We start from the raw sequence: 25202 nt of genomic DNA, 5'->3' as shown, positions 1-25202 counted from the left end.
GATTGGAGCACAGGGTTACGACAAGCTCAGCCGGCGGAACCGCCGTCCCCAGCGGGCTCGGCGCCGGAGCCGGTCCGGTCGGGGTGGGCTTCCGGGAGGCGTTCCATCAGTTTGGTGAGCGCGCCGTTGGCGAAGGTCGCGCCGAGCGCCGACCCGGCCCCGATGGTCCACCCGATCGGCCCGAGCGGCGTGCAGCCGAAAAACTGGCTGACCCCGGGCGTCTGCACCACCACGACGAGCACGCCGAGTGACGCGGCCGTGGAGGCGAGCACGGCCGGGCTGGTGCCGCCGGCGAGGATGGTCTGCCCGAGTTGGGTGCCGACCAGGGAGACCAGGGCGACGGTGCCGGCCCGCTGCTGGCTTCCGGTGTAGCGGGCCAACGTCCAGCCCGCCGTCGCGCCCAGCGTGGTGGCTGCCGCCCGCAGCCCGATCTCTCTGGTGAGGCTTTCGCCGAGCGCGGTGTCCGGGCCTTCCCGGAGCAGCGTGTCGGTGCGGTCGGAGGCGGGTGGCCGGACCGCGATGGCGAGCGCCGGTGCCAGATCGGTGAGCAAATTGACCAGCAGCAGTTGTCGGCCGGTGAGTGCGGAACGGCCGGTGGCCGCTGCGGTGAGCACGCTGAACGCGATTTCGCCGAGGTTGCCGCCGACGAGGATGCTGAGCGCGTGCCGCACCGACGACCACATCGCCCGGCCTTCGATGAGGGTGGCGATGATGGTTTCCAGGCGGTCGTCGGTGACCACCAGGTCGGCTGCGGCGCGGGCGGCCGGGGTGCCCCGTTGGCCGAGGGCGATGCCGACGTCGGCCAGCCGGATCGCCGGGGCGTCGTTGGCACCGTCGCCGGTCATCGCCACTGTTCGCCCGCACTTCTGCAACGCCTGGATGATCCGTACCTTGTGGGCCGGGGTGCAGCGGGCAACGACATCGGTGTCGGCCAACCGCTCGGCGAGCGCGTCGTCGTCGAGTTTGTCGAGTTCGGCGGCGGTGACAACGCGCTGTTCGTCGTGTTCGCTGATGGTGGCAGCGATCGCCTCGGCGGTGGCCGGATGGTCACCGGTGATCATGATGGTGTGTACGCCGGCCTGCCGGATCCGGCGTACCGCCGGGGCGGCGCTCTCCCGGACCCCGTCGGCGAGGGCCAGGAAACCCACGAAGGTCAGCCCTCGAACGTCCCCGTCGGTCACTGTCGGGTCCTCCACCGGGCACTCCGCCACGGCCAGGATCCGGTTTCCCGCCCCGGCCCGGTCGGCGAGCATCCGCTCCAGTTCGGCGCGGCCGGCGTCGTCGAGTGGTTCCTGACGACCGTCGGTGCGTCGGGACGAACAGCGCGGGAGCACCGTCTCCGGCGCGCCCTTGACGCTCAGCAGCAGGTGGCCATCGGTCTGTCCGATACTCGCGTGGTAGCCGCGGGACGGCTCGAACGGCAACCCTCCGGCAGCCCGCCACCCGGCGGCGCCGGTCTGCTCCACCACGCCGGCCTCGCCGGCCCCTCGCCGGACCGCCCGGTCGGTCTGCAACGCCAACTCCTCCGGGTTCTTCGCGGCGGGGGTGGCTCGCAGTGCTGCGGCCAGCGTCATCCGGAGTCGGTCGTCCAACCGGTCCAGCGGCGCGTACCGGTCGCCGACGCTGTCGCCGACCCCGGCGAGCAGCAACTGGCCTTCGGTGAGGGTGCCCGTCTTGTCGAAGCAGAGCACGTCGACCCGGCCCAGCGCCTCGATGGTGCGCGGGTTGCGGACCAACGCGCCGTGTTCGGCCAGCCGCCGGGCCGCGGCCAGCTGCGCGGCGCTGACCAGGAACGGCAGACCCTCCGGCACCGACGCCACGGCCAGGTTCGCGGCGGTCGCCGCCGTTTCGGCAAGGGGTACGCCCCGAAGCAGTCCCGCCCCGGCCACCGCCACCGCCGAACCGGCTGCCAACGGGATGGCGGCGCTTGTTAACGAGCCGAGCCGTGCTTCCACCCCACTGGCCGGCGGGTCCTGCTTGACCAGGGCGAGGCTGCGGCCGGATTCGGTGTCCGACCCGGTTGCCACCACGACGGCGGTGCCATGCCCGGCGGCGACCGTGGTGCCCTCGTACAGCATCGAGTGCCGGTCGGCGATCGCGGCGGCGACCACCGGCCGGTTGGACTTGGCGACCGGCAGCGACTCACCGGTCAGCGACGACTCGTCGGCCTCCAGGCCCACCGATTCGAGGACGCGGCAGTCGGCGGGTACGGAGTCGCCTGGTTCGAGGGCGATGACGTCCCCGAGGACCAGGTCCTCGGCGGCGAGAACCTGCTCGGCGCCGTCGCGGCGGACCCGTGCGGTCACCGCCGAACGGGACAGCAGTTCGGCCAGGGAGCGTTCGGTGTTGCGTTCGTGTACCGCGCCGATCAGGGCGGACCCACCGACGACGCTGCCCACCAGCGCGGCGTCGACAAGGGACCCGAACGACGCGGAGAGCACCGCCCCGGCCACCAGCACCGGGGTGAGCGGGTTGGACAACTCGTCGACGAAGGCTCGCAGCAGCCCTCCGTTACCCGCCCCGGCACCGCCGTTCTCGCCGGCGCTGTGGTGCCGGCGCTGCGCTTCGGCGCTGTCCAGACCGTTCGGGGTGGTACGTAGGTGGTCGAGCACGGTGCCGACGGGCATCAGGTGCCAGGCGGTTGCCACCGGCGCTGGGGTGTCCGACTGGTCGTGCAACCGGCGGGCCTGCCAGACCCCGTTCGCGAAGGCCAACCCGGCCGCGCCGTTCACCGCGACGAGCGACCGGCCCGGCAACTCGGTCGGCGGGGCCGTGAACGCGCCCAGCGCTCCGAGACCGGTGCCGGCCATGGCCAGCCGGATGTTCTGCTGGGCCGTGCGGCGAGCCACCCCGGTTGCCTCGATCACCAGTGCCACCACCCGCAGGTCGGCACCGACCAGCAGGTGCGCGCCCCACGGCGGCAGCTCCTCCGGCGCGGCGAACCCGAGACCGCAGTCGGACGCGCCGAGCGCCTTCCGGTCCGCGGAGACCAGCATCACCACCGCGCCGTCGCGCTGCAACGCGCGGACCGACTCGGCCAACTGTTCCCCGCCGGGCAGCATCGCGTCGGCGAAGCCGTAGCGCTGCTCGTCGCCGCCGGCCACTACCAGCCGCAGGCCGGCGTGGCGGGCGGCGGACGGTAGGCCGTCGACGCCGGGCGCGGGTTCCGGTTCGACCCGCAGCAGGGCGGCCAGCCGGTCGCCGTGGGCGAGGCCGAGGAGTTGGCCGCCGGCGGAACGCAGCCGGGCCGCGTCCGGGATGCTGTCCGTGTCGTTCGCCGGCAGTTGGTGCAACGGCCCGAGCCGCCAGCCGTCCGCGGTGCGGGAACCAGCCGGGTCGTCCGGGTCGAACAACGCGAACGCCCGCTCGGCCACCTGGTCGACGTCCGCGTCCCGTGCCGGCGCCAGATCGGCGAGTACGCCCCGTTCCGAGCCGAGCACCGCGGCGTCGAGGACGAGTGTGTCGATCCGGTCCAACTCGCGCAGCACACTCCGGTCCATTGCGATCACACCGCGTCGGGCCAGCATCCGGCCGAGTTGCGCCGCGTACCCCTCCCGACCGCTGCCCGGTGCCTTGGGTAGCGCGGACAGGCCCAGCGCGGCGGCCCGCTTCCGCCCGGCGAACGGCACTGCCGCCGCGCCGGCGGCAGTGCCCGCGGCGAGCATGCGGTTGATGTACCGCTCGACCGGGCCGTCCGGCTTCGGCTGGGGGCGTTCGATCACCGGCCATCGCGCGGTGGCGCGTTCCGCGTCGCCAGTCAGTCGCGGTTCGGCCCGCTCCCAGGCGGAGAGTTGGGCCCGAGCCTCGCCCCACTGCACCACCCGCTGCGCGCCGTCCAGGACGATCCCCGTCCAGCGGCCGGTCAAGCCCTGCACCACCGCCTCGGCCAGCGGGAACAGGATGTCGGCGCGCGGGTCGGAGCGCAGCCGTTTACCGATGAACTGGTGCAGCTTCGGCTGAAGATCCACTGCGGAGAGAAGGCCGGCCACCTCGCCGGGCAGCGGCGCGAACGGCAGGACCCTGGTGGCTGCCGAGATGGTCAGGCCCAGCGCGTCCGAGGCCAGCGCGCCGAGGGTGCGCGGGGTTCGGGGGCCCTCCTCCGGTGGGTGCGGCGGTGGGATCTCCGGGTCGGGTTCGTGGTCGCAGGTCCGCTCGATGCGGTCGATCGTGGCGATCAGGTCGCGCAACGTCGGCTCGGGGTTCTGGACGGCGACCACCACCCGACCCGAGGGTGCGTTGACCCGGGCCCAGGCGACCCCGGGCATCCGCTCCAGCGCGCCCTCCACCTGCCGGGCCAACGTGTTGCCGCCGTCCTGGCAGACGCCGTGCACCTCGATGTGGTGCCGACCCGGTCGGGACCAGACCCGACGACGCGTCAGCCCGGCCGACCGGGCCAGCCGGGTCGCGGCCGAGCCGACCGACCGGGACGCCTCGCCGACCAGGTGCGGCACGCCGAAGGACGGCAGGACGCGGCCGGCAGCGCGACCCGCCGCCGTCATCGAGGCGTACGGCTGGACGGGCGCCGGCCCGGCTCCCTGTTGCGGCTTGTCCTGACCTTGGCCATGTCGTCCTCCCACCGCGCTCACGTCCGGCGGCCTGGCTTCCCTACCTGCCATCCGTTATGCCCCCTGGGTGGCGGAACTTTCCGCCGCCGCTGGCGCATGGACGGGGTGGGCCGTGGAATCCGACGACCATCACCGGACATGGGGAGGTCGGAATGAGCACGTTGACGCGACACCTCAACGGTTCACGGGAGAACGTGAAGATGTACAACAGGCGGGTGCAACTGCCGATGTTGGGCGACGTGGCGGTGCCGCCTCCGGACAAGGTCGTCTACTACGCCGGGCTCGGGGTGCTTGCCGCGCTACAGGTCATCGAGTGGCCGATCGCCGTGGTGATCACCGCCGGTCACCTGCTGGCCGACCAGCATTTCTCCGGCCTGGTGCGCGGTGTCGGGGAGGCGCTGCAGGACGCCTGACGAGAGCCGGGTCACCTGGCGGTTGACATGAATCAGGGTTGAGGTCGCATGCTCGGTCGATGCCGAGCACAGCCGTCAGCGCCGTAGACGCCACACCGGGACTCTTCGCACCCCGGCTACGCGCGATGACTGTGGGCAGCGTCGCGTTGATCTCACTCCTCGCGTTCGAGGCGTTGGCGGTCGGTACGGCGATGCCGACAGTGGCGCGCAGCCTGGACGGGCTGGCGCTCTACGGGATCGCGTTCGGTGGCCCGTTCGCCACAAGTGTCCTGGCCATGGTGGTCTCCGGGATCTGGTGCGACGCCAGGGGTCCCCGGGGGCCGATGTGGCACGGCGTGGCCTGGTTCGTGGTCGGGTTGCTGATCGCCGGGACCGCTCCGGTGATGAGCGTGCTCGTCGTCGGTCGGGTCGTGCAGGGTTTCGGCTCCGGGCTGTTGTCGGTGGCGCTCTACGTGATCGTCGGGCACGCGTACCCGCAGGAACTGCATCGGCGGATCTTCGCGGCGTTCGCGGCGGCGTGGGTCGTACCGTCGCTGGTGGGGCCGGCGGTTGCCGGCCTGATCGTGCAGTACCTGGGTTGGCGGTGGGTCTTTCTGGCGGTGCCGGCGGTGGCCGTGCCGGCGGTGCTGCTGATCCATCCCGGCCTGCGGTCGCTGGGCCGGAGTGCGGCGACGAGCCTGCCGTCGGGTGCGGCAGCGCGGATCGGGTGGGCGTGTGGGGCCGCGGTGAGTGCCGCACTGCTGCACATCGGGGGCCAGCAGCGCGGCGCCGCAGCCCTGGTGCTCGTCGCGTTCGCCGTGCTCGGCCTGCTGGTCTGTGCCCCGCGCCTGTTGCCGGCCGGGTTCCTCCGGGCGGCGCGAGGGCTGCCCACAGTGGTGGGGTTGCGGGGCCTGGCGTCGGCGGCGTTCGTCGGCGCTGAGGTGGTCATCCCGCTGATGCTGTCCCGGGAACGGGGTCTCTCGCCGACCGCGGCCGGGTTGGTCCTCACTGTCGGCGCCCTGGCCTGGTCGGCGGGCTCGTGGTTGCAGGGCCGGATCCCGCTGCCGGCGTCGCGGGCCAGCCTTCCGCGTGCCGGGCTGAGCTGCATCACCGTCGGCACCGCCACTGTGGCGTTGGCAGTTCGGCCCGAGTTGCCGGTGGCAGTCGCCGTGGTCGGTTGGGCGCTCGCCGGTCTGGGCATGGGGTTGCTCTATCCGTCGTTGTCGGTGCTCACCCTGGAGCTGTCGGCACCGGGTGAGCAGGGCCGCAACAGTTCTTCGCTGCAACTGAGCGACTCTCTCTTCGCCGCGACGGTGCTCGCGCTGACCGGTGCCGTGCTGGCGGCGGGAACTGCGCCGGGCCCGGCCAGTTACACGACGACGCTCGCCGTGACCGCGGGGCTGGCGCTGCTCGGGGCGCTGCTGGCGGGCCGGGTCGTGGTGGCCGGGGGTGTACGACCCAACGGGTGATCCGCCGATTCGGCCGCCTGCCACCTGCTGGTGGCGGAAGGATGTCGGGCGATGAACTTCCTGACAGTGCTGCCGCTCGCCGTGGTGATGGTCGCCGGGACGCAGTTGGTGGTGGCGGTCTTCCTGGCGTCGTCGGACCGGCCCCGGGCGGCGTCGCTCGGCTTCCTCGCCGGCGCGGGGGTCGTCGTCGCCGCCGGGGTGACTGTCGCCTGGCTGGTGACCCGGCTGGTCGGCGGAGTGGCCGCCGACGCCAGCACCGTCGCCGGGAAGGTCGATCGCGGCCCCGCCATCGACCTGGTGGTGCTGGCCCTGCTGGTGATTCTGGCCGCGCTGATCTGGGTACGCCGGAATCGTTCCGGACCACCGCGCTGGCTGGGGAGCATCGAGCACGCCGGTCCGCCGCAGGCGCTGCGGCTGGGTGCGCTGCTCTTCGTGGTGACCCCCACCGACGACCTGACGATGGCCACCGTCGGGGCGAGTGTGGGGCGACACGACCTGCCGTGGTGGCACCTGGTGCCGTTCGTGCTGGTCACCCTGCTCCTGCTCGCGTTGCCTCTGCTGGCGTTGCTGCTGCTCGGAGGCAGGGCGGCGCGGGTGCTGACCCGGATGCGGGAGTGGGCCGAGGGGCACGCCTGGATCGTCAACGAGATCGTGATCGCGTTCTTCGCGCTGCTGACAGTGCTGGACCTGATCCGGTCACTGTGAGCCGCCGCGCCCCGCCGACCGTCAGGCCGACACGTACGGGGGAACCGGTCGGAAATGAGAGCAACACCGGTTCACGTTCGTCTTACCGTGACGCCATGCTCGCTGTCGTCACCACGGTGATCCTCTACGTCTTCGGCTTCGTCTTCCTCTACGGCGTGATCCGGCTGGGTGTCCGGCACGCCTTCGAGGATCTGGAGCTGCAACGCGCCAAGGCCCAGCGCGAGGAGGAGTTGGCGGCCGCCCGCGACCGCTCCTTCCTGCGCGACAACGCCTTCCTGGCCGGCAGTTGAGCGCCGGATCGATCCGGCCCCGGCCGGTGGCGTCGCCGGGAGGTCGGGGAGCCGCCGGGCGGTTCAGCGTGGCGGATGCGAGGATCGCACCCGTGATGGGAACGCTGAAGACCGAACCGGCCCGCGCCCGCCTGGATCTGCTCGCCCCGCCGGTTGCCGAGGCCATCGCGCAGTGGCCGGCCGAGGCGCCGGTGGACGTCAACGACGTGCTCGTCGCGCCGATCGACGCCGACCTGGCCGACACCGCGGCGTTCTGCGCGGCGTACGAGGTGGGGCTGGACGTGTCGGCCAACTGTGTCGTGGTCGCGGGCAAGCGGGACGGCGTGGTCCGTTACGCGGCCTGCATCGTCCTGGCCACCACCCGGGCCGACGTGAACGGGGTTGCCCGCCGGGCGTTGGACGTCCGCAAGGCGAGCTTCGCCCCGATGACCGACGCGGTGGAGTTGACCGGCATGGAGTACGGCGGCATCACCCCGATCGGGCTGCCGGCCCAGTGGCCGATCCTGGTGGACGCGCGGGTCATCGCCACACCGCACGTGATCGTGGGGTCCGGCGTACGGCACAGCAAGATCGCGCTGCCGGGGCCGGCGTTGGGCGCGTTGCCGGGAGCGCAGGTGGTCGAAGGGCTGGCCAGGCCGGTCTGACCAGGCATCGGCATCGATGTTGTTGCACGTGAAACATCGTGATCATCGATGCCGGTTGCCCCGGTGGCCTCAGTGTGCGGCGGCCTCGCGCTGCTCGACCTCGGCGAGCGCGGCGAGGAGCGTCTGCACCTCCTGTGAGCCGGAGACCGCGTACTTCCCGGCCAGCACGAAGGTCGGCACGCTGGTGATGCCCAGGTCCCGGGCGGCGGCCAGGTCGGCGGCGACGTCGGCGACGCGCTCGTCCGAGTCGAGGAACCGGCGCGCCTCGGCGGCGTCCAGGCCGATCTCACCGGCCAGGGCGGCCAACGCCTCCCGTGACCCGACGTCGACCCCGTGATTGAAGTGCGCCTGGTACAGCGCCTCCACCATCTCGGCCGCCCTGCCCTGCTCGGCCGCCCAGGCGACCAGCCGGTGCGCCTCGAAGGTGTTGGCGATCACCGCGCGGTCGTAGTCGAGCCGCAACCCGTCGCCAGCCGCGACCTGGGTCACGTGATCGACCATCTGCCGGGCGCGCCCCGGGCCGCCGAACTTGCCGGCCAGCGCCTCCACGAGCGGAAGTGGCTGCGGCACCGGCGACGGGTCGAGCTGGAACGGTCGGTAGCGGACCGTCACCTCGCCGTCGTAGCTCGCCAATGCCTCGTCCAGGCGACGCTTACCGATGTAGCACCACGGGCAGATGACGTCCGCGTAGATCTCGATCTCCATGATCGGTGGCAACCTCGCGGTCAGCCGAGTTGTTCCCGGATCTGCCGCTTGAGGCGGCCCAGGATCGCCGTACCGCCGCGGATCCGCAGAGGGCTGATCGCCTGGGCCAACCCCATCCGCTGGTACAGGTCGTCCGGCACGGCCAGCACCTGCTCCGCGCTCGCCCCCGCCAACCCTTCGGCGAGGATCCCGGCGAACGCCCTCGTGGTGGGCGCCTCCGGCGGGCAGTCGAAGAGCGTGTCCACTGTGCCTTCCGGCGTCACCCGGGCGCGCAGGAAGAACGCCGTCTGACACTCGGGCACCTGCTCCATGCCCTCGCGTTCCGCAGCGCCCTCCGGCAGCGCCGGGAGGACGTCCGCGTACTCCAGGAGCATCTCCAACACCAGGTCGCGCGGCGCGGCAGCGAACTCGTCGACGATCTCGGCCAGTCGGGCCGGCATGTCAGCCATGCGTCGAGGCTACCGCCGGGGTGCGGGGGCACCTGTCAGACCGTCGGCGACTGCTCGCTGATCTCGCTGAGCGCGCTCGTCGGGTCGAGCTGCATGGCCAGGTCGCCGAGCGAAACGATCCCCACCAGCTTGCGGTCACTGTCACAGACCAGCACCCGTCGGATGCCCCGGTCCCGCATCAGCGCCGCAGCCTCACCCGCCGTGCAGTGCTGTTCGATCATGACCACCTCGCGGGTGACTATCGATCCGATGGTGGTGGCCGCCGGGGAGCTGTTCTCCGCCACCGCCCGCACCACGATGTCCCGGTCGGTGAGCATGCCGGCCAGGCTGGCGCCGTCGGTGACCACCACGTCACCGATGTCGGCCTCCTTCATCACCCTGGCCGCCTCGTCCAGGGTGGTCTCGGCCGGCAGATACACCACCTGCTTTGTCATCACATCGCTGACCCGGTAACCGGTCATGAGAGCCTCCGAAGACGTTTCCACCCGATCCCACTGCACTACCCCGTGACGCTGTGGCTATACCAGACTCGCACGTTCCTGGCGTACCTCGTGGACGAGTCGATCCACCAGACCGTCGAGAGGCACTTCGATCCGCCCGTCGCCGGCCCGCTCGCGCAGCTCGACGTACCCCTCGGCGAGTCGGCGGCCGACCACGACGGCCCGGGGGATGCCGATCAGCTCGGCGTCGGTGAACTTGACCCCGGCCGAGACGTGCGTGCGGTCGTCGACGAGCACCCGCAGGCCGGCGGCGGCGAGCTGCCCGCCGAGCGTCAACGCCGCGTCGAGCTGCGGGCCCTTGCCCGCTACCACGAGGTGTACGTCGCACGGCGCGATCGCCGTCGGCCAGACCAACCCTCGGTCGTCGTGGTGCTGCTCGGCGACGGCCGCCACCGCCCGGGAGACCCCGATGCCGTAGCAACCCATCGTCGGCCGGACCGGCTTGCCGGACGGCCCGAGCACGTCGACCGCGAAGGCGTCGGTGAACCGGCGGCCGAGCTGGAAGATGTGCCCGATCTCGATGCCCCGCCGGATGGTCAGCTCGCCCGCCTCGCAGGCCGGGCAGGGGTCGCCGGCGCGGACGTCGGCCGCCTCGATGGTGCCGTCGGGGGTGAAGTCCCGTCCGCACACCACGCCGGTCGCGTGCCGGCCCGGTTCGTTCGCCCCGGTCAGCCAGGCGGACCCGGCCACCACCCGAGGGTCGACCAGATAGCGGATGCCCAGCTTGTCGAGCAGTTGCGGCCCGAGGTAGCCGCGAACCAGCTCCGGATGCGCGGCCCACTCCTCGAAGACCGTCACCTGTGCGGGGTGCACCGCGGCACCGACCCGCTTGAGGTCGACCTCCCGGTCACCGGGCAACCCGACGACCAGGGGCTCGGCCCGGTCGGCGTCCGGCTGACGGACGGACAGCACGACGTTCTTCAGGGTGTCGGCGGCGGTCCAGCCGTCCCGGCCGCCCAACCGGCGGGCGTTCGCCAACTCCACCAGGCTCGCGATGGTGGGAGTTTCCGGAGTGTCGTGCACCTCGACGGCCGGCTGCGTGCCCGGGTCACCGGCGCGTGGCGCCCGGCTGGTCACCGCCTCGGTGTTGGCCGCGTAGGCGCAGGAGGTGCAGCCGACGAAGGTGTCCTCGCCGACCGGCGTCGCCGCCAGGAACTCCTCCGACGCGGAACCTCCCATCGCACCGGACATCGCCCGCACCACCGCGTAGTCCAACCCCAACCGGTCGAAGATCCGCTGGTACGCGGCGCGGTGCCGCCCGTACGCGTCCCGCAGCCCCGCCTCGTCCAGGTCGAAGGAGTACGCGTCCTTCATCAGGAACTCACGGCCGCGGAGCAGCCCGGCCCGGGGCCGCGCCTCGTCGCGGAACTTCGTCTGCACCTGGAACAACGTCACGGGAAAGTCCCGGTACGAGGTGAACAGGTCCTTGACCAGCAGCGCCGCCATCTCCTCGTGGGTGGGCGCCAACAGGTGCTCGGCCCCCCGCCGGTCGGCGAGGGTGAAGATGTCGTCGCCGTATTCTGTCCACCGGCCGCTGGTGCGGTACGGCTCGGCGGGCAGCAGCGCCGGGAAGTGCACCTCCTGGTCACCGATCGCGATCAGCTCGTCGCGCACCACCTCGGTGATCCGATCGAGCACCAACTTGCCCAACGGCAGCCACGTGTAGCCGCCCGGTGCGGCACGACGGATGTAGCCGGCGCGCAGCAGCAGCCGATGGCTCGGCACCTCCGCGTCGGCCGGATCCTCGCGCAGGGTCCGCAGCAACAGGGTCGACATGCGTAGCAGCATCCGCGCAGCCTACGGCCGGTCCGGCAGGATGAGCGATCCATTTGCGCCGCTGCGTTGTCTGCGGCGGCCGAGCCCTCCGACACGGCGATCCGGTGTCGAATCCGGCCACCGGCGTCGGGACGGGCAATGACCTCCGACACGTACTGGATTCGGGGCGGTGCCGTTCGTTGCCGCGGTGACAGACTGGTCGCCGCAGGCAACGGGTGGCGTGAGGGAGGCGCGGGTGCGCTGGCGCAGTTTTGTCGCGGTCGGGGACAGTTTCACCGAGGGTATGGACGACGCGTACCCGGACGGCTCCTTCCGGGGTTGGGCGGACCTGGTGGCGACCCGGCTCGCCGCCGACGCGGGGCCCGACTTCCGGTACGCCAACCTGGCGATCCGGGGTCGGCTGTTCCCCAGCGTGGTCGCCGAGCAGGTCCCCTCCGCGGTGGCGATGAAGCCGGATCTGATCAGCTTCGCGGCGGGTGGCAACGACGTACTGCGGCGCACCTTCGACCCGGACACGCTCGTCGCCCGCTTCGACGAGGTGGTCCGGCAGTTGCGCTCGGGCGGCGCGGACGTGCTCCTCTTCCGGTTCGCGGACGTGATGGCCCGACTGCCCGGCCAACGCCTCGTCGCCCCCCGGGTGCAACTGCTCAACCAGGCGGTCGGCGAGACCGCCGAGCGGCACGGCGCCATCATGGTCGACCTGTACGCCGACGACACGTTCCTCAATCCGATGCTCTGGAGCACCGACCGGTTGCACCTCTCCCCGGCCGGCCACCGGCGGGTCGCCGGGCAGGTGTTGAACGCGCTCGGGGTGGGGTGCGACGAGGAGTGGCTGCTGGTCCCGCCGCACCCCGCGCCGTCACCCTGGCTGGCCGCTCGTGCCTCCGACCTGCGGTGGGCCGGTCAGTACCTCGCACCCTGGGTGAAGCGGCGGCTGACCGGCAGGTCGTCCGGCGACACGCTGACGGCGAAGCGCCCGCACCTCGGCCCGCTCGTCGACTGAGCGTGCTCACAGTGCACAGTGCGGCACTGCTGTACCTGGACCGGGACGGCGAGCCGGTGCCGGAGCACGCGGTGCTGGTCAGTGGTGACCGGATCGAGGCCGTCGGTCCGCTGGCCGAGCTCAGGTCGGCGTACGCCGGTGCCCGGGTGCGCCGCTGGCCCGGCAGGCTCGGGCCGGGTCTGCTGCACGACCGGGCGCTGCCGTTCGCGCCGACCCCGCGTGAACGGGTGCACGCGCTGCTGCGTACCGGGGTGACGGCGGTGCTGGCGGAACACCTGACCGACCCGGCGTTGCGGGCCGCCGTTGAGCGCGGCGACCTGCTGGTGCTGCCCACCGCCCTGGCGCCGACGTTGCGTCCGGGCGGCCGGGCCGACCTGGCAGTGCACGACGTCGACGGCACCTGTCTGGTGACAGTGGTCGCCGGTCGGATCGTCCACCGCCGCGCCTGACCCGGCTGGCTCCACTGTGGAGTGCCTCGACTGAGTCGGGGTCGCCCGATGTCCGCCGTCCTCGATAGCATCCGCTGCCCCCGCTGATCGGAAGGCGGGGACAACGGGGAAAGGTGGATGAGGGATGGCCCTCATACCTGACACGACGACATCCGCACGAGCGGTCCGCGCACTGGTGGCCACAGGGCTTTCCGTTGCGGTCGCCGCCGGGGCGCTCACGCTCACGGCCTCGCCGGCCGCAGCGAACGACGACAACCAGCCGCCGGGTGTGCCGACCGAGCTGCAAACCTCCGGCGAGTCGTGCACGACAGCCGAGCCGTACCAGTTGTGGCAGAACAACGACCTGGTGCTCTCCGCCGTCCTGCACGACCCGGACGTCGACCAGAACGGTTTCACCGACCGGTTGACCACCACCTTCGCGCTGTGGCCGGTCGACGAGCCGACCGCTCGGATCGAGCGACTGGGGTTCAACGGTCGGGAGGGCGACCGGGAGAGCGGCCTCTTCGAACGGGAAACGCTCACCCACGACCGGGTGTACGCCTGGCAGGTCCGGGCGGCGGACAGTCAGGCGACCGGCGAGTGGAGTGGCGTCTGCCATTTCCGGACCGACTTCCAGGGTCCCGAGGTCGCGCCGGTCGTCACCTCCACCGACTTCCCCGTCGAGGGCTGGCACCCGGCGCTGCCCGGCCGGTTCACCTTCGACGCGGCGGCGACCCCGGACGCGGTCGGCTTCCGCTACGAGTTGCTCGGCGGCGACGGCGTCCACACGGTGTCGACGGACCAGCCCGGTGGCTCGGCCACTGTCACGCTCCGCCCGGACGACGGACCCAACACCCTCCTGGTCTGGAGCCTCGACACGGCCGGGAACAGGTCGCCCGAGGCGCGGTACGAGTTCCGGGCCAGCGACGTCGGGCCGATCATCACGGGCAGACTCACCGAGATCGGCGTGCCGACGACGTTCACCGTGCAGCCGCAGATGGCCGGGGTGGTCCGCTACCGGTTCCAGTTGGACGGCGACCCCGAGCAGACGGTGGAGGCGGCGGCCGACGGCACCGCCACGCTCACCGTCACCGCGACCCGAGGCGGCAACCGAACGCTCTCCGTGACCAGCGTGACCGCCGACGGCGTGACCGCCACCACGACGAGCACCTCCGCGCTGTCCACCCTCCCGAAGATCACCGCGACGGTCTATCGGCAGGGCGCCACCAGTGGAGGGCCGGGAGTGCCCGGTGTCTTCACCTTCAGCCCGCGCCAGCCCGACGTGGTCAGCTACCGCTACAGCTTCAACACGGTGACCAGCACCGTGGCCGCGGCCGCCGACGGCACCGCGTCGGTGACCTGGGTGCCGACGAAGGCCGGGCTGACCATGCTCACCGTCTGGAGCATCGACCGGAACGGCGTCCAGTCGGGTTCGGCGTCGTTCATCTTCTTCGTCGGCAACCAGCCGCCGACGAACCCGGCGTAACCGGCCGACCGGCCCACCACCCCGTGCGGGTGGTGGGCCGGTCCCGTTACAGCGGTCGCGGACGGCGATCCGGCGTACCTTGGGGATCATGTCTGTGCCGAACGATCCCGATCCCCGCCTCCAGTCGTACGCGGACCCGCAGCGGCTGGTCACCACCGAGTGGCTGGCCGAGCACCTGGGCGACGAGGGTCTCGTCGTCGTCGAGTCCGACGAGGACGTGCTGCTCTACGAGTCCGGTCACATTCCCGGTGCGGTCAAGGTCGACTGGCACCTGGAGCTGAACGACCAGGTGACCCGGGACTACCTGGACGCCAAGAGCTTCGCCGAGCTGTGTGCCGCGAAGGGCATCGGCCGCGGCGACACGGTCGTCTTCTACGGTGACAACTTCAACTGGTGGGCCGCGTACGCCCTCTGGGTCTTCTCGCTCTTCGGCCACGCCGACGTGCGACTCCTCGACGGCGGCCGGCAGAAGTGGATCGCCGAGGGACGCGAGGTTACCCGCGACAAGCCGGCCCGTCCGCGCGCCGACTATCCGGTGCCGCTCCGTGACGACGCCCCGCTGCGGGCCTTCCGTGAGCAGGTCATGGCGCACATCGCGTCCGGCCGGCCACTTGTCGACGTCCGGTCGCCCAGTGAGTACACGGGCGAGACGCTGCACATGGCGGACTACCCGCAGGAGGGTGCGCTGCGCGGTGGCCACATCCCGGGCGCGGTCAGCAAGCCGTGGAAGTCGGCCGCCAACGAGGACGGCACGTTCAAGTCGGCCGACGAGCTGAAGGCGATCTACGCCGACCAGCTCGGGTTGAGCCCCGACGACGACGTGATCGCGTACTGCCGGATCGGTGAGCGGTCCAGCCACACCTGGTTCGTGCTGCGGCACCTGCTGGGCTACCCGCAGGTGCGCAACTACGACGGCTCGTGGACCGAGTGGGGCAACCTGGTCCGGGCACCAGTGGTCAAGGGTGACCAGCCCGGCGGCCTGGCCGTCTGACCGGATCGTCGTGTGATCGACTCGGGTTCCCTGATGTCGGGCTGTCCTGTTCGCCGGGACACCGCCGTATCGATGAACCCGAGTCGATCACGTTGCGGCGACGTCACCCCTGTTCAGCCAGCGAGAGTGAACACGCCGCGCAGGTCGCGGACGATGCCGGTGATCTTGCCGGTCTCCGGGTCCCAGCGGGCCAGGGCGGCCGGTTCCAGCCGGAGCAGCACCGCGCCCCTGTTGTCCCAGCCCAACACCTCGCAGCAGCCCTTGCCGCGTTCCCGGCCCAGGTCGAGCAGGTGCAGCACGGTGCCGGTCCGGGCGTCCAGCACGGTGGCACCCTCGGCGCCGTCGATCTCGCTGCTGGTGATCCAGGCTGCCCGGGCCAGCCGCTCGCCGTGCAGCCAGCCCCGGCCGTAGAACTCGTTGACCTGGTAGGGCGAGGGCAGCCTTGACGCGTTCACCGGCTGTTCGGAGCGGAGTTCGCCTTTCCGGGCGGTCCGGCTGCGCAGCGTCAGGCTGGTCCGCTCGCCATAGATGTCGAGCAACGGGGCCTCCCGGCCGGCGGCCGGGTCGGGTGCGATCAACTCCCAGGTCGACACGTCGATAGTGCTGACCGCCCCGGTGACCCGGTCCACCGCGTACGTCCGGTCGTCGCCCCCGACCAGCCACCGGTCGTGCGCCCACACCACCTGCTCCAGGTAGCCGTCGAGCGGTATCCGGCGGACCGCCGCCGTGGTGAGGTCGACCATGACCAGCTCTTTGGTCTGCGCGAAGGCGGCCGACCGGCCGTCCGGCGACAGCATGCCGGGCTTCAGCGCGGGCGCCTCGTTGCCGCTCGCGTCCCGGGTCGGTGCCAACGTCACCACGTCGAGGCTGCGCACCACGCCGTCGTCGCCGAGCACTCGGACCGGGCCGTTCGCCTGATACTCCTCGTTCAGCGGCTGGAACAGTGCCAGAGCCCGTTTGGCCGGTCGCTCGGAGAGCGGCACTGTCGCCGGGTCGCCGAGCCGGGCCAACGGATCGGGCGGGTAGGTCAGCTCGGTGGGCGGTTTCTGCACCGGACCCGCGTGGGAGTTGTCGACGGTCGGGGTGACGGTGGGGCCGACCGGTGGGGCCGGCGTCGGATCAGCCGGCGGTCGCAGCGCCGCCACAGTGCCACCACCGACCAGCACCACTGCCACGGCGATCACTCCGACGACCCGCCGGGTCCGCCGGGTCCGCCGAGCCCGCTCCCACCCGGCGGCGGCCGGTTGGCTGGGCAGCACGTCCTCGACGCTGACGGTCAGCAGTCGACGAAGATCCTGCTCGTTCACGGGTTCACCTCCAGACCGTTCGCCAGATCGGCCGAGCCTCGGCTCGGTCGGGCATCGCGGGCGAGGTCCGGGGCGACCTCACGGAGTCGTCGCAACGCCGCATGGCACTGGCTCTTCACGGTGCCGACCGTCACCCCGAGGGCCTCGGCGGTGGCGACCTCGGTCAGGTCCTCGTAGTAGCGCAACACCAGCACCGCCCGCTGCCGTGGTGGCAGCAGGCCCAGCGCGTCGTGCATCGTCAGTCGTAACGCGCCGTCCCGGTCGTGGGCCACCTGGTCCGGCGGGGCGGCGCTGAGCCATTCCCGCCGTCGGCGACGCCACCACGACACCGAGTCCCGGTAGAGGATGGCCCGCACGTACGCGGAGGGGTCCGCGTTGCGGACCGAGGACCAGCGCAGCGCCAACTTCAGCAGCGCGTCCTGGAGGAGGTCTTCGGCCTGGTGCTGGTTGCCGCAGATCAGGTACGCCGCGCGGAGCAGCCGGTGCTGGTGGTTCTCCACGAAGGCGAGGCAGCCGTCGCGTCCGTCGTTTCTCGTCGGCGCCATCCGCCCCCCTCCCGGCCGTCGCGGTACGCGTCACCTGGCAGACGCACGGGAGGTGGGAAAAGGTTGGGTCAGCTCACCGGTGTTCCGGTCAGATAACGCTGGAGGGTCGGCGCGATCCAGGGGACCAGCTCGTCCGGCGTGGTGTCCACCATGGGTGGTAGGCGGACGATGTACCTGGTGAAGGCGAGGCCGAGGATCTGACTGGCCACCAGGCCGGCTCGTCGGGCGGTGAGCGCCGGGTCGCCGTCGAACGTGGCCACCGCGGCGGTGAGCTGGTCGGCGAAGATGCCGCGCATGCGTTCCGCCGCGCCGGGATTGGTGCTGGCGGCCCGCAGCAGCGCCACGAGGGTCTCGTCGCCCTCCCAACGGGCGAGGAAGTGCCGGACCAGCACCTCGCCGAGGTGGGCGGGTGGCACCGACGTCAGGTCGGGCAGGCGTAGGTCGAACTCGGCCGCCGCCGCGAAGAGCCCTTCCTTGCTGCCGTAGTAGCGCATGACCATGGACGGGTCGATCTGGGCGTCGGCGGCGATGGCCCGGATCGTGGCGCGTTCGTAGCCGTCCGCCGCGAACCGTTCCCGGGCAGCTCGCAGGATCGCCGCCCGGGTGGCGTCGGAGCGGCGGGGTTGGGTCGACTGGGCGGACGGGGTCATGCCAACGACCGTATGCCAACACCCGTTGACACGCAATCGTCAGCGCCCTAGCGTGGCCAACAAGTGTTTGCCAACATGTGTTGGCAACAGCCTTCCGGAGGTGGCCCATGCTTCCCACGAGCACCGACGTCCTGGTGGTGGGTGCCGGCCCCACCGGTCTCGCCACCGCGCTGACGCTGGCCCGGCGCGGCGTCGAGGTGACAGTGCTCGACCGGTTGGCCGCGCCGCCGATCACCTCCCGCGCCGCCGTCGTGCACGCGTACACCCTGGAGGTGCTGGACCGCATCGGCGCTGCGGCGCCGCTCATCGCCCAGGCGGTGCGGACGCCGCGTTTCACGGTGCGCGACCGGGACCGGCTGCTGCTGTCGGTGCCGTTCCACGAGCTGCCGTCCCGCTTCCCCTACGCGCTGCTGGTCTCCCAGGCGGTCACCGAGGCAGTGCTCACCGAGAAGTTGACCGAGCTCGGTGTCCAGGTACGACGGTCGTGTCAGCTCACCGGGCTGAGCCAGGTCGACGACGGGATGCTCGCGCAGGTCGACGGGGAGACGCTGCGGGCCCGGTTCGTGGTCGGCGCGGACGGCCTGCACAGCACGGTTCGGCGGTTGGCGGGCATCGGCTTCACCGGGAGCAGCGACGAGGAGTCCTTCGTGCTCGCCGACGTACGGGTACAGAGCGTGCTGCCCCGCGACGAGGCGGCGCTCTTCCTCGCCCGCTCCGGGCCGCTGGTCTGGGCACCACTCCCCAACGGGGTGGTCAGGTTGGTCGCCGCCGTGCAGACCGCCCCGGCCGACCCGGACGCGGCCTACCTCCAGGCGTTGCTCGACGAGCGCGGCCCGGCGCGACGACCCGACCGGGTGACCGAGGTGCTCTGGGGCTCCCGGTTCCGGGTGCACCACCGCATCGCCGACACCTTCCGGGCCGGGCCGGTGCTGCTGGCCGGCGACGCCGGGCACGTGCACAGCCCGGCCGGTGGGCAGGGCATGAACCTCGGCATCTGCGACGCTGTCGCCCTCGGCACCGCGGTGGCGAACGTGCTCGACGGTGGCCCGGAGACGCTGCTCGACGACTACTCCGCCCGGCAACGGCCGATGGCCGAGGACGTGCTGAGCTTCGCCGCAGGGCTGACCAGGATGGCAGCCGTCTCCCCGGCCAGACGGCCGGCCCGGGACGTGCTGCTGCGGCTGCTCGGTGCCGTCCCACCGGCCCGCCGACGGATCGCGCTGCGCCTGTCCGGGCTGTCGCACCGGGAGCGGACGCCGGGTTAGGCCACCCGGCTCCGCGCAGCAGTGCCGATCGGTCGCAGGGTCCGCCACGCGGCGACCGTGACGAGCGCGAACGTCCCCGCCGCCGCGCCCGTCACCGGCACCGTCCCGTACGCCGCGGCGGCGAACCCGGCGAGCACCGCCCCGAGCGGTGCGGTGAGCAGACCCACCATCCGCTGGGCCGCACTCACCCGGCCGAGCAGTTCGCCCGGCACCTGCCGCTGCCCGTACGACGCCCACAGGCTGTTCCACACGACAGTGCCGGCGGCGAAGACGGCAAGCGCGATCCCGCCCGACACCGGGTGCCGGGCCAGCGCGAAACCGGTGAGCGCCACTGTCTCCACGGCCAGCACCACACGCAGCGCCGGCACCGTGCCGAGCCAGGCGGCGAGCCGGCCGGCACCGAGCGCCCCCGCCACACCCCCGACGATGGCGGCGGCGGCGAACAACCCGTACCCGGCCGGTGGCACCCGCAGCACGTCGAGCGCGTACAGCACCAGCACCGCCATGATCCCGCTGATCGCCAGGTTGCTCGCGGCGGAGAGCAGCGTGACCCGCCACAGGGTCCGGTGCGCCCGCAGCCAGCGCCAACCCTCGACGATCTCGCTCCACACCGAGCCGCGCCGGCCCGCCGTGCCCGGACCGAGGGCGGGAGACGGACCGAGAGCCAGCACGAGCAGGGCGGCAGCCGCGAAGGTAACGGCGTCGAGGGCGAACGGGAGGGCCGGGGTGACAGCGAAGAGGACACCGGCGGCGGGCGCCCCGAGGAAGCCGCCGGCCACCGCGGATCCCGCCTGGAGCCGACCGTTCGCCACCGGCAACGCGTCCGACGGCACCAACGCGGGGAGCAGCGCGAACGAGGCCGCGTCGAACAGGGTGCCCAGCGTGGCGAGCAGGAACGCCACCGCCAGCAACACCGGGACGCTCACCCGGTCGAGCGCGACCACCACTGCCAACGCCGCCACCACTGCGGCACGTACCCCGTCGACGACTGCCATCGTCCGACGGCGGTCCCAGCGGTCCGCGTACACGCCGCCGAGCAGACCGAACAGCAGCGGCGGCACCTGCCCGGCCACGGTGACCGCCGCGATGATCCGCGGGTCACGGGTCACTGTCGCGGCCAGCAGGGCGAGGGCCGGCGTACGCAGCGCGTCCCCGAACCGGGACGACACGGCGGCGGTCCACAGGAGCCGGAAGTCCCGGCCCAGAGCGGAGGAAGTCATGCCGGCGACCGTGCCGGTTCGACCGGGTCGAGGGTCAAGCCGCCGGCCGGAAAGGGGACCGCGCCGGTCAGTGATCATCGGTACGGTGAGCGCCGGCATCGGGACCGGGGAGACATCAGGCGTGGACCACACTTTCCAGGTCGACCTACGTGGCGTGGTCGACCTGCTCAGTCATCACCTCTACGGCAGCCCGCGGGTCTACGTCCGTGAGCTGCTCCAGAACGCGGTGGACGCGATCACCGCCCGACGTCGGGTCGAGCCGGACGCGCCGGCCCTCGTCCGCATCGACCCTCCGGACAGCACCGGCGACGGCACGCTCCGGGTGCACGACACCGGCATCGGCCTCACCGAGGCGCAGGTGCACGAGCTGTTGGCCACCATCGGCCGCAGCTCCAAGCGTGACGAGCTGGGCTTCTCCCGGCACGAGTTCCTCGGCCAGTTCGGCATCGGCCTGCTCTCCTGCTTCCTGGTGGCCGACGAGATCCAGGTGCTCACCAGGCACGGCGACAACCCCACTGTGCGCTGGACCGGGTATGCCGACGGCCGTTACGCGGTGACGGTGGCCCCGCCGGAGGCAGCCCGCGCCGAGCCCGGCACCACTGTCACACTGGTGCCCCGCCGTGACGCGGACCAGTGGTTCACCACCCCGACCGTCACCGACCTGGCCCGCCTCTTCGGCGCGTTGCTGCCGGTCACCGTCCGCGTCGGCGACGTCGTCACGACCACCGGAGAGCCGCCCTGGCCGACCACCCCTGGTGCGCCGCCGGACCGCGTGGCACTGATCCGGTACGCCCGGGAGACGCTCGGCGTGGACCCGTTCGACGTCCTGCCGCTGGCCGTGCCGGAGGCCGGGCTGACCGGTGTCGCCGTCATCCTGCCCACCGCGGTGAACCCGGCGGCCCGAGCCGGGCACCGCGTCTACCTCAAGCGGATGCTGCTCACCGAGAACGCCGACGGGCTGCTGCCGGAGTGGGCGTTCTTCGCGCACTGCGTGGTGGACGCGACCGAGCTGCGCCCGACCGCCAGCCGCGAGGCCCTCTACGAGGACACCCTGCTGACCGCCACCCGGGAGGCGCTCGGCGACCAGGTGCGCGGGTGGCTGGTCCGGCTGGCCCGGCACGACCCGCGCCGGCTGGCCGAGTTCCTCCAGGTGCACCACCTCGGCGTGAAGGCCCTGGCGGTGCACGACGACGAGATGCTCCGGCTGGTCGACAAGTGGTGGCCGATGGACACCAACGTCGGCACGCTCACCCTCGCCGAGTTCCGCGAACGCTACGGGGTGGTGCGCTACGCGGCGAGCCTCGACGAGTTCCGTCAACTCGCCGCGGTGGCCGCCGCGCAGGACCTGGCAGTGGTCAACGCCGGCTACACGTACGACACCGAGCTGATCGAGCGGCTGCCGGTGGTGGACCGCTCGGTGCTCATCGAGCGGCTGGAGCCCAGCGACCTCACGACCCGGTTCGACGCGCTCGACCCGCAGGTGGAGTTGGCGCTGCGACAGTTCCTCGCGGCGGCGCAGCGGGCCGTCGAGCGGTCCGGCTGCGAGGTGGTCATCCGGGCGTACGACCCGGTCTCGCTGCCCGCGCTCTACCTGGTCAGCCGGTCGGCCGCCTTCAACGACCAGCTCGCGGCCAGCCGGGACCCGGCCGACGAGCTGTGGGGTGGTGTGCTCGACGCGCTCGCCGCCACCGCCCCGCCGGACCGTCCGCAGTTGGTCCTCAACCACCGCAACCCGCTGGTACGACGGGTGGCCACGCTCAGCGACCCGGAGCTTGTCGGTCTCGCCATCGAGGCGCTGTACGGGCAGGCGCTGCTGCTCGGCCACCACCCGATCCGCGCGGCCGACGCCGCGCTGCTGAACGATTCCTTCCTCGGCCTGCTCGGCCGGGCTGTTCCGGGACAGGAGTGAGCATGAGCGACGAGGATCTGTGGCGGGTGCTGCGCGGCATCGCCGACATGCCGTACGGGGCGGGGCAGATCGCCGCGCTGGAGCAGTTGCTGCGCCGGGTGGACGCCGCCGACGACAGGCACCTCGCGTTCGTCACCCGGATGCAGGCCACCACCGGCTACATCTACGGCGGCGAGCCGGCGAAGTCGTTCGTGACCTTCTCCTGGTGTCTGTCCGAGTTCGACAGGGATCCGCAGCCCTACCATCAGCGCCACCTGCACCAGTTGCTGTGGCACTTCAAGTACATGGCGTCCGGCCTGCTGAAGTTCCCCGAGGTGCCGCTGGACCGCACCTACGCGGTGCTGGACGACATGGAGCGGCGCTACCGGGCCGGTGGGCACAGCCTCCAGGCGGTGCACAAGCACCGGTTCCGGGTTGCCGAGCACGTGGGCGACGTCGAGGCGGCTGCGCACTGGTACCGGCTCTGGCAGACCACCCCGCGCGACGAACTGTCCGACTGCGCCGGCTGTGATCCGACGAGCCAGGTGGGCTACCTCGCCGACACCGGGCGGGACGCCGAGGCGGTGGCGCTTGCCGAGCCGGTGCTCGCCGGTCGACTCACCTGCACGGAGCAGCCACAGGCGATCCTCACCGCGCTGCTCCTGCCGTACCTGCGCACCGGCCGGGCCGAGGAGGCACGGGACGCGCACCGGGAGGCGTACCGCCGGCTTCGCGGCAACCTCGCCGACCTGTGGGACATCGGTGACCACATCGAGTTCTGCACGCTGACCGGCAACGAGGCGCGGGCTGTCGAGCTGGTCGAGCGGCACCTGGACTGGCTGGACCGGCCGCCGTCGCCGGCCGCCGCCATGCACTTCGCTGCGGCGGCTGCCGCTGCGCTGCGTCAGGCCGGCGCGTCGACCGTCTACCGTCGGGCCGCCGAGGGCCGGCCGGCCGCCGAGGTGTCGGCGGTGTCGTTGGCGGACGAACTGGCCGAGACCGCCACCGAGCTGGCCTCCCGCTTCGACGCCCGCAACGGCACCGGCCACCAGTCGGAGTGGATCGCCCGCCGGCTGGCAGTGCAGGCGAACGGGGAACACGTGCCGCTGTCGGCGAGCGTCCGCCGCCGCCCCACCCGACCGGTCGGGGACGAGCCGGTCACACCGGCGTCGCCCACCGGGCGCGGGCGAACCGGTGGGGGTGAACGACCCGCCGTGACGGTGCCCGCCGACGTCGGCCCGGACGATCTGCTGGATCTCGCGGAGCAGAGCTGGGGGCGGCACGACCGGGCCACCTTCCGGGCGGCGCTGGTCGCCTTCGACGACCGGTTCGGTGCCGCCGAGCTGCCCGCCCGTACGTCCGCGCACCGGCTGGCGCTGCGGGCGTCGGAGCGTGGCGACGCGGACGACATCGAGGGTGCGATCACGCTGAACCGGGCTGCGCTGGAGCTGTACCGGGAGGTGGGCGACGAGGTGTCCGCCCAGACGGTCGCCGGGCGGCTCGGTGTGCTGCTGACCCGCTCCGACGAGGACACCGAGGAAGGGCTGCTGCTGGCCCGGGAGGCCGCCGAGGTCCTGGACCGGCTCGGTGACGCCCGGCAACGGGCGGCCGGGCACGAGCGGGTGGCGTTGACGCTGCTGTACCGCGAGCGCTGGCCGGACGCGCTCGCAGCGCTCGACCGGGCACCTGCCGACGCGGGCGGCGACCGGCACCTGGCGGCCCGGCTCGCGCTGCACCGGGGGCACCTGCTGGAGGAGTCCGACCGTGTCGAGGAGGCCCGCGCCGCCGTCGACGAGGCTCGCCGGCTCGGTCGGGAGCTGGGCGTCGACGAGCTGGTCACTGGTGCCTGCCTGGCCTACGCGCGGCTGGTCGACGATCCGGCGGACGCCGTGGCCGCGTGCGACGAGGCGTTGGAGGCGGCACCCGTGGACGCGGAGTTGCCGGTCCGGGTCGCGCGCGCCCGGGCGTTGCTGGCTGCCGGCCGGGCCGTCGACGCGGTGGACGACTTCGTCGAGGCGGTGACGCTGTGCGTGGAGCGGGGCGCGGAGGGGGACGCGTTCCTGCGGTGGGAGCTGGCGAACGCGTACCGCATCGTGGGCCGGCTCGCCGAGGCCGCCGAGGTCGCCGAGGAGGCAGTGCTCGGTCTGGACCGGTTGGGCGCCCAGGCGGAGGCCGATCGCTGCCGGCACCTGCTGACCGGCGTCTACGCCGGGCTCGGTGAGACCGACGCGGCGTTGACCCTGCTGGAGCAGTTGGCCAGCAACCTGGATGGCCCGGACAACCTTCCCCACCGGGCGCAGGTGCTGGAGGAGGCCGGTGGGATCCTCTACGACGCCGACCGGGACGCGACGGCGGGCGAGCGGTTCGCCGCCGCCGCTGAGGCGTACCGGCTCGGTGAACTGCCGCTGGACGAGCTGCGGGCCCGTCGGCGGGAGGCGTACGCCTGGTTCTGGGCCGAGGACCGAGAGGCGGCATTGCGCGCCGTCGAGGTGGTGGACGGGTTGGCGGCGAAGCTGGCCGGGCAGGCCGAGCCGCAGGTGACGTACGAACTGGCGTTGGCGGCCGAGGCCGGGGCGCGGGTGCTCACCGGGGAGGACCGACTGGACGAGGCGCTGAGCCGGCTTGCCGGGGTGCCGGACCGGTTGCGGTCGATCGAGGCGTTCGGTGAGGCGGCCCAGGTGGAAGCCCTCGTCGGTGAGTTGCTGCTGCGGATGGACCGCCCGGCCGAGGCGGAGCCGCTGCTGCGCCGTGTGCTTGGTGGTCTGCCGGCCTCCTCGCGGCAGGTCCGCCAGACGGCCTGGTTGCTGGCTCGGGCGCTGGATCTGCTCGATCGGCCCACGGAGGCCGCCGCGTTGCGCGCCGAGCACGACCTGGACCAGGACGACTGACCCGGGCGGGCCGCCCCTGGCCCAGGTCAGGGGCGG

At 72.5% G+C, this 25202-nt stretch carries 21 protein-coding genes; 12 read left to right on the top strand and 9 right to left on the bottom strand.

All coding sequences use genetic code 11. The annotated features are described in order from the left end of the window. Positions 1 to 26: 26 nt before the first annotated feature. The gene (locus ABZ406_RS17020) at positions 27 to 4499 is read right to left on the bottom strand and encodes an HAD-IC family P-type ATPase (RefSeq protein ID WP_357762300.1); all 4473 of its coding nucleotides are present in this window, start codon (positions 4497 to 4499) and stop codon (positions 27 to 29) included. A gap of 218 nt (positions 4500 to 4717) precedes the next feature. Between ABZ406_RS17020 and ABZ406_RS17015 the strand changes: the two genes are divergently transcribed. The 5 genes from ABZ406_RS17015 (at position 4718) to ABZ406_RS16995 (ending at position 8065) form a co-directional block, all read left to right on the top strand. Continuing rightward, complete coding sequence (locus ABZ406_RS17015) at positions 4718 to 4978, top strand: hypothetical protein (RefSeq protein ID WP_357762005.1); 261 nt, start codon at positions 4718 to 4720, stop codon at positions 4976 to 4978. Positions 4979 to 5037: 59 nt separating this feature from the next. Continuing rightward, positions 5038 to 6426 (top strand): MFS transporter, encoded by a 1389-nt coding sequence (locus tag ABZ406_RS17010; RefSeq protein WP_357762002.1) that lies wholly within the window; start codon positions 5038 to 5040, stop codon positions 6424 to 6426. A gap of 51 nt (positions 6427 to 6477) precedes the next feature. Next, positions 6478 to 7131: a GAP family protein gene (locus tag ABZ406_RS17005; protein WP_357761999.1), complete on the top strand. Its 654-nt coding sequence runs from the start codon at positions 6478 to 6480 to the stop codon at positions 7129 to 7131. A gap of 95 nt (positions 7132 to 7226) precedes the next feature. Then, the gene (locus tag ABZ406_RS17000; protein WP_357761996.1) at positions 7227 to 7421 is read left to right on the top strand and encodes a hypothetical protein; all 195 of its coding nucleotides are present in this window, start codon (positions 7227 to 7229) and stop codon (positions 7419 to 7421) included. A gap of 95 nt (positions 7422 to 7516) precedes the next feature. Further along, the gene (locus ABZ406_RS16995) at positions 7517 to 8065 is read left to right on the top strand and encodes a YbaK/EbsC family protein (protein WP_357761993.1); all 549 of its coding nucleotides are present in this window, start codon (positions 7517 to 7519) and stop codon (positions 8063 to 8065) included. A gap of 69 nt (positions 8066 to 8134) precedes the next feature. On the opposite strand, the gene ABZ406_RS16990 is transcribed toward ABZ406_RS16995, so the two are convergent. From ABZ406_RS16990 to ABZ406_RS16975, 4 genes are read right to left on the bottom strand one after another with little or no spacing between them, the layout of a single operon-like run. Beyond that, a complete protein-coding gene (locus ABZ406_RS16990; RefSeq protein ID WP_357761990.1) occupies positions 8135 to 8770 on the bottom strand; it encodes a DsbA family oxidoreductase in 636 nt (211 codons plus the stop codon). A 20-nt stretch (positions 8771 to 8790) separates the two neighbouring features. Beyond that, a complete protein-coding gene (locus ABZ406_RS16985) occupies positions 8791 to 9219 on the bottom strand; it encodes a SufE family protein (protein ID WP_357761988.1) in 429 nt (142 codons plus the stop codon). A gap of 35 nt (positions 9220 to 9254) precedes the next feature. After that, positions 9255 to 9680 (bottom strand): CBS domain-containing protein, encoded by a 426-nt coding sequence (locus tag ABZ406_RS16980; RefSeq protein ID WP_030487636.1) that lies wholly within the window; start codon positions 9678 to 9680, stop codon positions 9255 to 9257. Positions 9681 to 9737: 57 nt separating this feature from the next. Continuing rightward, positions 9738 to 11507: a proline--tRNA ligase gene (locus tag ABZ406_RS16975; protein WP_357761985.1), complete on the bottom strand. Its 1770-nt coding sequence runs from the start codon at positions 11505 to 11507 to the stop codon at positions 9738 to 9740. 223 nt (positions 11508 to 11730) lie between these two features. Here ABZ406_RS16975 and ABZ406_RS16970 point away from each other — a divergent pair, with 223 nt between their 5' ends. The 4 genes from ABZ406_RS16970 to ABZ406_RS16955 all read left to right on the top strand — a co-directional run bounded on the left by ABZ406_RS16970 (position 11731) and on the right by ABZ406_RS16955 (position 15403). After that, positions 11731 to 12498, top strand: coding sequence for an SGNH/GDSL hydrolase family protein (locus ABZ406_RS16970; RefSeq protein WP_357761982.1), 768 nt, complete (start codon positions 11731 to 11733; stop codon positions 12496 to 12498). Between the two features lie 11 nt (positions 12499 to 12509). Then, positions 12510 to 12947, top strand: coding sequence for a hypothetical protein (locus ABZ406_RS16965; protein ID WP_357761979.1), 438 nt, complete (start codon positions 12510 to 12512; stop codon positions 12945 to 12947). Between the two features lie 124 nt (positions 12948 to 13071). Further along, entirely contained in the window at positions 13072 to 14412 is a 1341-nt protein-coding gene (locus tag ABZ406_RS16960; protein WP_357761976.1) for a hypothetical protein, read from the top strand. 88 nt (positions 14413 to 14500) lie between these two features. Beyond that, entirely contained in the window at positions 14501 to 15403 is a 903-nt protein-coding gene (locus ABZ406_RS16955) for a sulfurtransferase (RefSeq protein ID WP_357761973.1), read from the top strand. Positions 15404 to 15516: 113 nt separating this feature from the next. On the opposite strand, the gene ABZ406_RS16950 is transcribed toward ABZ406_RS16955, so the two are convergent. The 3 genes from ABZ406_RS16950 to ABZ406_RS16940 form a co-directional block, all read right to left on the bottom strand. Beyond that, positions 15517 to 16710: a hypothetical protein gene (locus ABZ406_RS16950; RefSeq protein ID WP_357761970.1), complete on the bottom strand. Its 1194-nt coding sequence runs from the start codon at positions 16708 to 16710 to the stop codon at positions 15517 to 15519. Beyond that, complete coding sequence (locus ABZ406_RS16945; RefSeq protein WP_357761968.1) at positions 16707 to 17255, bottom strand: SigE family RNA polymerase sigma factor; 549 nt, start codon at positions 17253 to 17255, stop codon at positions 16707 to 16709. The genes ABZ406_RS16950 and ABZ406_RS16945 overlap by 4 nt, the downstream gene beginning before the upstream one ends. Positions 17256 to 17323: 68 nt before the next feature. After that, positions 17324 to 17905, bottom strand: a complete 582-nt coding sequence (locus tag ABZ406_RS16940) for a TetR family transcriptional regulator (protein WP_357761965.1) — start codon at positions 17903 to 17905, stop codon at positions 17324 to 17326. Positions 17906 to 18012: 107 nt separating this feature from the next. On the opposite strand from ABZ406_RS16940, the gene ABZ406_RS16935 reads away from it, so the two are divergent. Then, positions 18013 to 19170 carry an FAD-dependent oxidoreductase gene (locus tag ABZ406_RS16935; protein WP_357761962.1) on the top strand — a complete coding sequence of 386 codons (1158 nt, stop codon included), beginning with the start codon at positions 18013 to 18015 and terminating at the stop codon, positions 19168 to 19170. On the opposite strand, the gene ABZ406_RS16930 is transcribed toward ABZ406_RS16935, so the two are convergent. Next, positions 19167 to 20390, bottom strand: coding sequence for an MFS transporter (locus ABZ406_RS16930; protein ID WP_357761959.1), 1224 nt, complete (start codon positions 20388 to 20390; stop codon positions 19167 to 19169). The two genes, ABZ406_RS16935 and ABZ406_RS16930, sit on opposite strands and share 4 nt — an antisense overlap. A 121-nt stretch (positions 20391 to 20511) precedes the next feature. Here ABZ406_RS16930 and ABZ406_RS16925 point away from each other — a divergent pair, with 121 nt between their 5' ends. Next, a complete protein-coding gene (locus ABZ406_RS16925) occupies positions 20512 to 22299 on the top strand; it encodes an HSP90 family protein (protein ID WP_357761956.1) in 1788 nt (595 codons plus the stop codon). A 2-nt stretch (positions 22300 to 22301) separates the two neighbouring features. Further along, a complete protein-coding gene (locus ABZ406_RS16920) occupies positions 22302 to 25166 on the top strand; it encodes a hypothetical protein (RefSeq protein WP_357761953.1) in 2865 nt (954 codons plus the stop codon). Positions 25167 to 25202 lie beyond the last annotated feature (36 nt).

This window comes from Micromonospora sp. NPDC005710 (assembly GCF_040630995.1).
Classification (GTDB): domain Bacteria; phylum Actinomycetota; class Actinomycetes; order Mycobacteriales; family Micromonosporaceae; genus Micromonospora.
This window is presented reverse-complemented; position numbering and strand designations above follow the sequence as displayed.